The 213-nt window shown below is 62.9% G+C and carries 1 protein-coding gene; it reads right to left on the bottom strand.

Annotated features, from left to right (window positions below):
* A partial coding sequence (locus tag BTW08_RS18725) for a VCBS domain-containing protein (RefSeq protein WP_139313736.1) occupies nucleotides 1–213 on the bottom strand: 213 nt, incomplete at both ends.

The following is a 213-nucleotide window of genomic DNA, read 5'->3' as shown; positions in this document are numbered from 1 at the left end:
GAGCCACCGGCTCATCGTTGGTGCCGGTGACGGTGATGGTGACAGTCTTGGGTTCACTCACGCCGCCATCGTTATCGGTGGCGGTGTAGCTGAAGGTGACGTCGCGACTTTCGCCCGCGGCCAGACTGTCGAAGTCGGCACCCGGCGTGAAGGTGTAGGAACCGTCGGCGTTGAAGTTCAGCGTTCCGTTGCCGGTACCGACATCCGTCGCCA

The organism is Salinicola sp. MH3R3-1, from assembly GCF_001937155.1.
Lineage (GTDB): Bacteria > Pseudomonadota > Gammaproteobacteria > Pseudomonadales > Halomonadaceae > Salinicola > Salinicola halophyticus.
The sequence above is the reverse complement of the archived record's forward strand: the minus strand, read 5'-3'. Positions and strand labels throughout refer to the sequence as shown.